The following is a 10,394-nucleotide window of genomic DNA, read 5'->3' on the forward strand; positions in this document are numbered from 1 at the left end:
ATTTTAGGTGTCGACTTATTCATTTGAAAATTATATTGTGGAATAAGCCTTTAGAGATAGGTTTGTGCAACAAAGCCTCGTTAAACGCCCGCCGGTTCGACAAGCCGGTCAAGGGGTCGGTGATCGCCATACGCAGCAACTGCTGCTCCATTTCCTTGCGAGAAGAGATGTTGAGCAGAGTGCCGACTATCAGTTGCCTGCCCGCGTCACCCAGCCATCGGCCGCGATCCAAAACCCAAATCCAAACGCCGGATCGATGACGAACGCGGTACTCGCACTCCAATCGCTCCGACGGGTTTTCTTGATAAGCGCGCACCTTTGCCAGAACGACCGGTAAATCCTCCGGGTGAATACGCGCTTGCCATGCGGCATGGGTGGCGCCAATCTTCTCGTCGTCGGAGGTGAAGCCGAACATCGCCAGACTGCGGGCAGAAAGCCTGAAGCTGTCGGTGGCGATATCCCATTCCCAGAACCCCAATTCTGCGCCTTCCAGGGCGATGGCGATCCGTTCGTTGTCGTCGATTTTCGCTTGTTGGCGAAGCTTCAGCTCGTCGCGCCTCTGGCGATTGGTACGAGCAAAACCCCACGCGCAACCGCCATGCCAATATTGGCAAGTAGCGACACCATCAACCCAATGGCCGGCCCGTTCATGGTCTATCCCCACCTGACTCACTGAGTGTCTGCCGTAATTCCTCGATCCGGCGGTTGACGTAGTCGGCATTGATGCCCAGCATCAACAGCACCTGCTCGGCCAGCCCCAGTCCCAAAGCCAGGTACAACGGGTACAGCCTGACATTGGGCAGATTACGCAAAAGCTGGGCATCCGTTACGCGGTCAGTGGCCACCACCAAGGGCAAGGTCGGGCGGCGTTCGAGGACCGCTCGCGCAATGCGCTCGGCCGTCTGCGGACGAACAAGCGTCAGCACCACCAGACGGGCATGGGCCAATCCGGCGGCGGCCAGGGTGTCGAGCCGACTGGCATCGCCATACGACACCGGCGCCCCCATCGCACGACCCGCTTCGACCCTTTGGCGGTCCGATTCCAGCAGCAAATGCGGCACGCCTGCCAGACGCAGCGTTCGACTCAGCAGCAGCCCGACTTCATCCGCCCCACAGATGATCACATGGTCGCGCAACGACCGCGCCCGCTCGGCGACTTCGCCTTCTTCGGCCTGCGGTGGCTGACCGAGTGCGCCCGAGCGGCTGAATGCCCGCGCCCAACGGTCATGGTGTCGGATCAGGAGCGGCGCCAACCCCATGCTCAGCACCAACGCGATCAGCATCGGTTGCACCACGTTGGCGGCAACCAAGTGCTGCTGCATGACCATGCCCAGGAGCAGCAGCGCAAACTCGCCGCCATGCCCCAGCACGATGCCTGTGCGCCAGGCGTCGAGCGCCGACAGGCGGGTTGCGCGCAGAGCCAGAAAGTTCAGCCCCATCTTGAGAGGCACCAAGGCCAACAGCCAGCCCAGTACCGCCAGCGGTGCTGCCACGATCTGCGCGACATCCAGCTGCAAGCCGATGGTCACGAAGAACAGGCCCGACAGCACATCGCGAAACGGCCTGAGGTGGCTTTCCATGTGGTGCCGGAAGTCGCTCTCGCCCAGCACCATCCCGGCGAGGAAGGCCCCCAGGGCGGCGGATACGCCGACCGCGTGCGCAGCGGCGGCGGCAGCCACCACCACGCACAAGGAGACGAGCACGAACGATTCCTCGTGGCCCCGCCGCGCCACCCAGCCCAGCAGACCATGCAACAGACGGCGCGAGGCGAGGGCCGCTGCCGCGAACAGCAGCAGCACACCGAATACTTCGAGCAGCACATGCTCGATCTTCGGCGACTCGCCGCGCGCCCAGATCGCCAGCAAGGCCAACAGGGGCACGCTGGCCAGGTCCTGAAAGACCAGCACGGCGATGGCACTGCGGCCGTGGCGGGTGGTGAGCTCGCCTTGGTCGGCCAGTTGTCGGCTGACCAGCGCCGTGGACGACATGGCCGCCGCAGTGCCGAGCAGCACGGCGCTCTGGCCGGGCTGCCCCAGCCACATCAATAGCAGGATCAGCGGCGGGGCCACGGCGATCATCTGCAGAGCGCCCGCCATCAGCACTGTCCTGCGGGCGAGCCAGAAGTGTCCGAGGGAAAATTCCAGTCCGACCATGAACAACAGCAGCGCCACGCCCAGCTCGGACAGAAAGCTCAGCGTCTCCCCCGGCGCGATCACGCCGATGACTGAGGGGCCCAGTACAACGCCGACAGAGAGATACCCCAGCAAGGCGGGCACTCTGAACGCCGCCGTCGCCATCGCCGCCAGGCTGCAAGCCGCCAGCAGGATTAACGTAGCACCAAGCAAGCCCTGCATCGGTCAGCGTCCCACTTGCGTCGACGTCCAGCGCACGATGTCCTGCGTGCCCATCGCGCCGGCCTGACGGGCGATCTCCCGCCCACTCTGGAACAGGGCGAGCGTCGGGATGCTGCGGATACCGAACTGCGCGGCCAGGTGGGGCTCAGCCTCGGTATTCACCTTCGCCAGCCAGATCCTCGGTTCGAGCTGGTTCGCCGCTTGCTGGAACTGTGGCGCCATCATCTTGCACGGCCCGCACCATGGCGCCCAGAAATCGACCAGCAGCGGCAGATCGCTGCGCTCCACGTGGCGCGAGAACGTCGCCGTGGTCAACTCGATGGGCTCGCCCGTGAACAAGGGCTGCTGGTAGCGGCCACAGTTGGGATGTTCCGATAGCTTCGCAGTCGGTACGCGGTTGATGGACTGGCAATGCGGGCAGACGAGGTGAAGATCATTCTTCATGGTTCGCCTCCTTGGACCACAGTGAGGCTGCCTCGCTTCGGGTCACAGACAATGCCGACCAATCAACGCCTTGGAGCCAATCGTTCCCGTTTTTGCTTACTCCGGCCTCTTCCAGATGAGCAGCGATGAATGCTTCGGCCTGCATGAGCCACCTTCGGACAGCATCTTCCTTATTAGGAATCAGCAGGATTTCAGAGACGCTGCTGGCATTCAGCCCGTCCACACGGATAAGCAGAAAAATGCGCCGCCACAAACGCGGCATGTCCTTCAGCAGGTCAAATGCAAAAGCGAACTCGCTCGACCGATCAATCAGCTCCTCCTGTTCCGCGATCGTTGCGACATCGGGATGCTGACTGCCAGCGAAGATATCGGCCAGCTTGAGTGTGTCATCGGGCTGATAAAATTCGAAGATTTCCTCTTCCACCATGGCCTCGGCCACGTCTTGGGCATCCGGTTCGACCGGCGCGTCCAGAGAAACGAATTCGCCAAATTGCCGGCTGCTTGCCACTTCGTTATCCAGGACGGCGAACAGATGCTTCAAAAGACCGGTGTAAGCCTTTTTTTCCCCCGGCACGGATTGCCATTCCACCTCAGCTCGGACAATCGCTTCATCCACCACGTCGCGTAGCGTCGGATAATCGCGCGGTAAATCGCCGACGGCCCGCAGATAAGCCAGCTCACGCCTTGCGACAGCCTCAAGTTTCGACAGTAGAGGCATTCGGGTCACCTCGGCCTTATGGGCGGCTGATGCGGGTTTTGCGGCAATCCGCACCTTGAGCTCGCGCAAGCGCTCGCGTCGTGCTTTGCGCTTGATTTGATCCTGAGCATGCAGTCGGTCAAAATGCTTCTTGGCCTGACGGAACAACGACTTTGCGAGCATCTGCGCGAGGGGCGTCAGCTCGTCATGTGATGCAGTAACGCTGACAATCTTTTTGCCGGGCAGGTGCATATAGCCACTGGCCAGAAATTGCCGCTTGATCTTGTCGCGATCAAGGATGATTTGAAGTTGCGCTGAATCTTTAGTGTGTTTGTCGAGCAATGGCTTGAGGGCGTGCTCGATCACATTTCCCAAAGCTCTCTGCCAAGGTTCATGAAACTCTTTGTCGATAGCTCGATAGCTATATTGCATCTGCATGTATGACTCCTTCGATGTCATTTCTATGGAGGTATGAATCGAGGATGCTCATATCCATAGATTTTGGTTTGGCACGCTCTTACCCCAGGCGCGTTTTGCGAAGACTCCAACTAAAGAACAAAAGCGTGACGCCATAGACTGCCGCATGGAAACCCAACAGCCAGCCTGCGGCCACGAATGACTCGACCGGACGGGTAAAAAATATCCACAAGACGATAGCGCCAAGTATAATCGAGAGCAGTCCACTGAGGGCAAGCCAGATTTCACCCTTGATTTCCCGACGCAGCCGAACGGCGGCGGATATCTCCAGCACACCGGTGAAAATCGCCCAGAAGCCCACGCTAGCCCATAAAAAAGAAGCCAAGACTATCGTGGCGACCCAAGGAGCAACCAGGACGACGACGCCCGTAAGTATGCCGACAATGCCGCTGAACAGCAGCCAGCCCCAGCGCTCTTTTTTCTGGATATGGCGCACCGCTGCAAACAAGTTGAACGCGCCATTGACCAAGGAAAATGCGCCGAACATGATGGTCATGGCCAACAGAGCCGATTGTGGCATCCAGAACGCGAGGGCTGCAAAAATCAATGCCAAGACACCGCGCAGCACAAAAAGCCACCAATTTTGGCTCAGCGAACACAGTGCTTTGGTGGGGTCATCCGCATTGGAATTGGCGATGGTATCTGTGTTCATGCAATATCTCCTAAAGATCTATACAAAATAAAAAATCAAACACTCATGGGACAAGAGAGGGGGCGCTATGCGCCCCCTCTCCAGCGGTTTCAGAACAACTTGGACAGTTTTGCCTTGACTTCATCGAGCCAGCCTTTTCCGCAGCCTCCCCCTCCCGTCTTTTCCTTGATTTTCTTGAGTTCAGCGTATAGGGGCTCAAAGTCCTTCCTTTTACCATAGCCCAGCAGTTCTGCCATTTCCAACTGCTGCCGGGCTTCGTTCAACAATGTCTCCAGGCGCTCATTGGATGCTTCGCTGCGCTGACCATCTTCTACCAGGGGCTCTGCGCGCTTCAGGAGCAGCTTCGCACGCAGGACGGGCAGCGGAAGCACGCTGCGCTCCTCGACCAGCGTGCTGAGCGCTGACTGCAGCGCGGCTTTGGCTTCTTCGATCTTGCCCTGATCGATCAGCGGCACGACTGCCTTCACGGCTGCGGGATAGGACGCCAAAGGGATGTTGGTGACTGTGATCACGATTTCACTGGCCAGCAAAGCCAGCACGTGGCGAGCCCGTTGCACCTCGCCATGTTTGAGGGCATCCAGCGCCTCGTCGGTCATCGCCTCAATGGTTTCCGTGTTGGCGAACAAGTCGTGCACGATGGTGCGCACATCAACGCCGGCCAGGGCGAGCGTGGGTTCGCGCGCGACGATCAGCTCCAGCTTTCCCGTCACTTCGGCCAGCGTTGCCAATGCGCGTGCAGTGTCCTTGCCGTCAAGTGCGGCCAGCGCTGATTTGGTCAGCGACAAGGCCGAGACGGCCTCATCGAGGACTTGTTTACGTTTGTCTGCCGCCTGCGAGTCCGTTTCCTTCTGAACCTCAGGCTGTACCTCCGTGACGACTTCAGGCTTGGCCTCTGGACTGACAGGAAGGCTGCTTACCGCGGCCTGTTCGTTTATTCCTTCGTTCGTCGCATTGGGATTCGGTGTTTGCTCATTCATGGTGATATACCTCGTATGAGATAGTGAAAATAGGCGAATCTATTGGGGCTGAATGCGAACATCGCGAGACTGACCGACAGAGCAGTCAGCCCCTTCATCACCTCAAAACAGCTTTTGGATGCGCGTCTTCAACTCGTCGAACCATCCCTTGCCGCTTTTGCCACCAGCCGACTTTTGCTCAATGAACTTCACCTGATCGAAGATGGGTTTGAAGTCTGCCTTCTTGCCATAACCCAGGATCTGCGCCATCTCGATCTCCGTGCACACGGACGACAGCAAGGTGCTGAGCTCCTCGTTCTGCTTGGCATCGCGCTTGTCGGTCTCGGCCAGCTTTTCAGCTTTTGCGATCGCGGCTTCGGCCCGTAGCACGGTCAGAGGAAAGGCGACCGAGGTCACCACCAGGGTGTTCAGTGCTCGGGCGAGTTCCGCTTTGGCGTTGTCGATCTTGCCGCTGGTCAGCGACTGGCCGGTGGCACGTCCCACCAGGTGCGCCAGGCCGGCAAACGGCGCCGATACGGTCTGGGGCATCGTAGGCGTGAGGTCCTGCCGAACAGCAGGATCTGCCCCCGGAAACAGCCGCCGCGCCCGCCGCTGGTAACGGTTGATGCAGAACAGCCCATACAGCAGCGAACCGCCCAGCGGCAACAGCGCGATCAGCAGCACCCACAGCGTGGCCGATCGAGGGTCACGCTTGAAGATGACCGTGTGCCCCGCTGTGGGGATAGTGACCGCCAGCGGCACGAGGGTGGCTGCCCATGTCAGCCCGTTGGGGTCGGACACGACAGCCCCCATCGCTCAAGATTCGCCGCCCGCTGACTTCTTCTTGCGCGCAGGCTTGCTCGCGTCGCTCGGCGGCGTCTCGGCCGGCTTCGCGGCATCGGGCTTCTCAGGCTCGGCCGGCTTCGCGGGTGGCTCCTGGCGCTCGCAGACCACCCGTTCGGCCTTGTCGTCCCAGCGGGCGCTGGCGTGATCGCCCTTGCCAATGCCGCCGCCGAGCATCTCGCGCGCCAGCGTCGTTTCCAGTTCGCTGCGGATCAGGCGCTTGAGTTCACGCGCACCGAACTCCGGCTTGTAGCCTTCTTCCGCGAAATGGTCGATCAGCGTCTGATCGAAGGTGAGCGTCACGCCCTGGCTGGCGGCGTTGCGGGCCACACGATCGAGCTGCAGGCCGACGATATGGCGGATCTCCTCCTTGCCCAGCGCATGGAAGACGATGATCTCGTCGATGCGGTTGAGGAACTCGGGGCGGAAGTGTCCGCGCAGCACGTCCATCACCTCGAACTTGGTCTTCTCGTATTCCTCGCCGGCGGCGTCACGGGCCTTCAGCCGACGCTGGATGATGTCCGAGCCCAAGTTCGAGGTGGCGATGATGATGGTATTGGTGAAATCCACCACCCGGCCCTTGCCGTCGGTGAGCCGCCCGTCGTCGAACACCTGCAGTAGGATGTTGTAGACGTCGGGGTGAGCCTTCTCGATTTCGTCCAGCAGCAACACGCTGTAGGGCTTGCGCCGCACCTTCTCGGTGAGCTGACCGCCTTCGTCGTAACCGATGTAACCTGGAGGCGCCCCCACCAGACGTGCCACGGTATGGCGTTCCCCGTACTCGGACATGTCGATGCGCAGCAGCGCACCTTCATCGCCATAGATGGACTCGGCCAGCGCCTTGGCGAGCTCGGTCTTGCCCACCCCGGTCGGGCCCAGGAACAGGAAGGTAGCCACCGGTTTGCTACCTTCGCGTAAGCCCGCGCGAGACAGCCGCACGGCATCGGCCACGGCACGGACCGCCTCGTCTTGTCCCACTAGGCGCTCGTGCAGCCGTTGTTCCAGGTGCAGCAGCTTTTCGCGCTCTTCCACCGTCAACTCGTTGACTGGGATGCCGGTCAGGCGCGAAACGATCTGGGCCACGTGTTCTGCCTTGACTTCGGCACTGCCAGAGGCCCGCTCCCGCTCCCAGCCCTCGATCAGCTTCTTGAGCTCGGCCTCCTTGGCCTCGATGCGCTTGCCGAGCTCGGCGGCCTTGTCGTACTGCTTGCGCGCGGCCACGTAATCCTGTTCACGCCGCAGCTGGTGCAGTTCGGACTCCAGCTCCTGCACGGCCACCGGCCGGGCCGTGGCCGACAGCTTCACGCGCGCGGCCGCCTGGTCGAGCAGGTCGATGGCCTTGTCGGGCAAAAAGCGGGCGGTGATGTAGCGGTCGGACAACTCAGCCGCCGCGATGATCGCGTCCTCAGAGATGCTGACCTTGTGGTGCGCCTCGAAGGTGTCGCGCAGGCCGCGCAGAATCATGATGGCCTGTGCCACTGTCGGCTCGGGCACCGTCACCGGCTGGAAGCGCCGCTCCAGCGCGGCATCCTTCTCGATGTATTTCTGGTACTCGTTGAGCGTGGTGGCGCCGATCAGGTTCAGCTCGCCGCGCGCCATCATCGGCTTGAAGACGTTGGCCACGTCCAGCCCGCCTTCGCCACCGCCCTGACCGGCACCGACGATGGTGTGCACCTCGTCGATGAACAGAATCAGCTCGCCCTGGTGCTCGGAGATCTCCTTCAGCACCTTTTGCACGCGCTCCTCGAACTCGCCGCGATACTTGGCGCCGGCCACCATGGCGTTGATATTGAGTTCCACCAGGCGCTTGTCGCGCAAGGTCTCGGGCACTTCACCGGCCACCATGCGCTGCGCCAGCCCCTCGACGATGGCGGTCTTGCCCACGCCCGGCTCGCCGATCAGCACCGGGTTGTTCTTCTTGCGCCGGGCCAGCACCTCGATGGTGGTCTCGATCTCCTGCGCACGGCCGATCACCGGGTCGAGCTTGCCGTCATGCGCCATCTTGGTCAGGTCACGTGAGTACTTGTCGAGTTCCGGCGTGTTGGTCGGCGTCTCGGCGCGGCCATCCTCGGCGCCCTTGCCGACCACCTTGCTGACCTGTTGGCGCAGCGCCTGCGGCGTCAGGCCGTAACGGCGCAGCAGGTTGGCGGCCAGCCCTTCGCCTTCCTCGGCCAGACCGACCAGGAAGTGCTCCGGACCGACATAGGAATGGCCGAGTTCATTGGAGGTCACGAAAGCGCGGCTGAGCGCATCCTTCACGCGCGGCGACACGCCGATCTCGCCCTCGAACGGCTTGTCCCCGCGCTTGGCCTCGGACTCGATCTGCCGCTTGAGGTCATCGACCTTGATCTTGAACTGACCCAGGATGGTCTTGACCACGTCGCTGTCGGCCAGCGCCAGCAGCAGATGTTCGGTATCCACCTCGGCGCGGCCAAATTCGGCAGCGTGTTTGGCGGCCTCCTGCAGCAGGGCTTCCGACTGTTCGCTGATGCGGCTGGCCAAACCACTGCCGCGACGGCGCGGCGCACCCGAACCTGCGGCGGCGGGCTCGCCGAACGAGGCATCGACCACGTCATCGGTATCGGCGGCCATCGGCGTCGCGTCGTCGCCGATGCGGAAGAAGTCACTGCCGAGGAAGTCCTCGAATAGGCCGCTGCGCGAGCCGAACAAGGCTTCCAGCGGCGAGACGGTGCGCTTTTGCTGGCGCACCAGTTGACGGTAATGGTCGTCACACAACAGCATGGTGCTGTGACGACCGTTGAGATTGGCTTCCACCCGCACGGTGGCGGGTTGGCCGCAGACCTGGCATTGTTTTCTGTCCATGCTGATACTCCTGTAAAGATTGATCTGAAGAGGCACCGCCGATCACGGTGCCTCATTTCTTTTTGGTTTTTGAGAAAAACGCGCTGCCCCGCGTCAGCCGTTGATCGGGATCGAGCGCCCCTGCTTGGGCGTACTGGCCTCGCGCTTTTCCATCGTGATCGTGAGCACGCCGTTCTTGAAAGCGGCCTTGATCGTGTCCTGGTTGGCATCGGCCGGCAGGTTCAGAGCGCGCTGAAAGCTACCGTAGGAGCGCTCCACCCGGTGGAAACCGCCGTCTTTCGTTTCCTGCTCCTGACGCTTTTCACCGCGCACCAGCAGCACGTCGTTGTCGAGCGTGATCTGGATGTCTTTTTCGTCGACGCCGGGTACTTCCAGGGCGATCTTGTACTGCTTGTCGGTCTCCTGGATGTCCAGCGCCGGCTTCAGCATGCCCGGCCAGTCCGACGGCCAGCGTGGCATGGCCAGCGTCGGGAAACCGAAGCCTCGGAACGCGTCGTCGAACAGGCGGTCGATCTCGCGATGCAATTGCAGGATGGGACTGACGGGCCCACCCGACACCTGCAGGTCATTGCGCTGCACCGGCAGCGAGGCAGTGCTCTGTTGTTCTTCCTGCTCCTTTTTGAACCAGTTCCAGGGAGCCAATTTCTTGAAATCAATGTCCATGTCACACCTCCAGAAGAAAAATTGAAGACTCTCGCTCACTCCGCTTGCCGACTTTCAAGTACGCTGCCAATTCATCGAGCGTGAAAATCACCTGTAGGTGCGCTTTCATTTCGCCCTCTCCAATCGCGTCGCTTTGCGGTTCCGGCCAAGGAAATCCTTGCAAGACTTTGTAAGATACTGCGCTTATCAGGAAAGAATATCAACATTCAATGTACAGCGATCTCCCGCCCCATTGATGCAGGTCGACTGCTCAGACAAGGTGCAGCGGGGCGACCTGATCAGGCCAACGTGCGGAATTGCCTAGTCGTCGCTGCGGATCGCGTTCCAGAGTCGGGTCGAAACACTTCCGTTGCCCCAGACAACGTATAGTAAGCACGCAAAAAAACCAATACAATACCGATACCAATACAATACATTTTAGAAAGAAAATATTAGCCAAGCTTGAAGAAGGCCAATCTATTCGAGCGGTTGCTCAGCACTTCGAA

Annotated in this window: 8 protein-coding genes and 3 pseudogenes; 1 reads left to right on the forward strand and 10 read right to left on the reverse strand. The window is 60.7% G+C overall.

Features of this window, described 5'->3' with window-relative positions:
- Positions 1 to 19: 19 nt before the first annotated feature.
- From HJG58_RS18310 to HJG58_RS18350, 10 genes and pseudogenes are all read right to left on the reverse strand, one after another.
- A complete protein-coding gene (locus HJG58_RS18310) occupies positions 20 to 673 on the reverse strand; it encodes a PAS domain-containing protein (protein WP_228129001.1) in 654 nt (217 codons plus the stop codon).
- Positions 648 to 2,354: a cation:proton antiporter domain-containing protein gene (locus HJG58_RS18315; protein WP_032006326.1), complete on the reverse strand. Its 1,707-nt coding sequence runs from the start codon at positions 2,352 to 2,354 to the stop codon at positions 648 to 650. The genes HJG58_RS18310 and HJG58_RS18315 overlap by 26 nt, the downstream gene beginning before the upstream one ends.
- A 3-nt stretch (positions 2,355 to 2,357) precedes the next feature.
- On the reverse strand, positions 2,358 to 2,798 hold the full coding sequence (gene trx-GI / locus HJG58_RS18320; protein ID WP_004834869.1) for a heat resistance system thioredoxin Trx-GI: 441 nt from the start codon (positions 2,796 to 2,798) through the stop codon (positions 2,358 to 2,360).
- Positions 2,788 to 3,933: an RNA polymerase sigma factor gene (locus tag HJG58_RS18325; protein WP_005130191.1), complete on the reverse strand. Its 1,146-nt coding sequence runs from the start codon at positions 3,931 to 3,933 to the stop codon at positions 2,788 to 2,790. Before HJG58_RS18325 ends, trx-GI begins: the two co-directional genes overlap by 11 nt.
- Before the next feature lie 79 nt (positions 3,934 to 4,012).
- Positions 4,013 to 4,624: a heat resistance membrane protein HdeD-GI gene (hdeD-GI, locus tag HJG58_RS18330; RefSeq protein WP_004834871.1), complete on the reverse strand. Its 612-nt coding sequence runs from the start codon at positions 4,622 to 4,624 to the stop codon at positions 4,013 to 4,015.
- A gap of 89 nt (positions 4,625 to 4,713) precedes the next feature.
- Positions 4,714 to 5,601 (reverse strand): heat resistance protein YfdX2, encoded by an 888-nt coding sequence (gene yfdX2 / locus HJG58_RS18335; protein WP_002126446.1) that lies wholly within the window; start codon positions 5,599 to 5,601, stop codon positions 4,714 to 4,716.
- 102 nt (positions 5,602 to 5,703) lie between these two features.
- Positions 5,704 to 6,057: pseudogene (gene yfdX1 / locus HJG58_RS19110) on the reverse strand (heat resistance protein YfdX1); the annotation flags it as partial.
- Between the two features lie 165 nt (positions 6,058 to 6,222).
- Positions 6,223 to 6,393: pseudogene (locus HJG58_RS19230) on the reverse strand (PLDc N-terminal domain-containing protein); the annotation flags it as partial.
- A 3-nt stretch (positions 6,394 to 6,396) separates the two neighbouring features.
- Entirely contained in the window at positions 6,397 to 9,246 is a 2,850-nt protein-coding gene (gene clpK, locus HJG58_RS18345; protein WP_004834873.1) for a heat shock survival AAA family ATPase ClpK, read from the reverse strand.
- Positions 9,247 to 9,339: 93 nt separating this feature from the next.
- Positions 9,340 to 9,909 (reverse strand): Hsp20/alpha crystallin family protein, encoded by a 570-nt coding sequence (locus HJG58_RS18350; protein WP_000350434.1) that lies wholly within the window; start codon positions 9,907 to 9,909, stop codon positions 9,340 to 9,342.
- 410 nt (positions 9,910 to 10,319) lie between these two features.
- On the opposite strand from HJG58_RS18350, the pseudogene HJG58_RS18840 reads away from it, so the two are divergent.
- Positions 10,320 to 10,394 (forward strand): annotated as a pseudogene (locus HJG58_RS18840) (IS630 transposase-related protein); the annotation flags it as partial.

Source organism: Acinetobacter geminorum, from assembly GCF_013009345.1.
Taxonomy (GTDB): Bacteria; Pseudomonadota; Gammaproteobacteria; order Pseudomonadales; family Moraxellaceae; genus Acinetobacter; species Acinetobacter geminorum.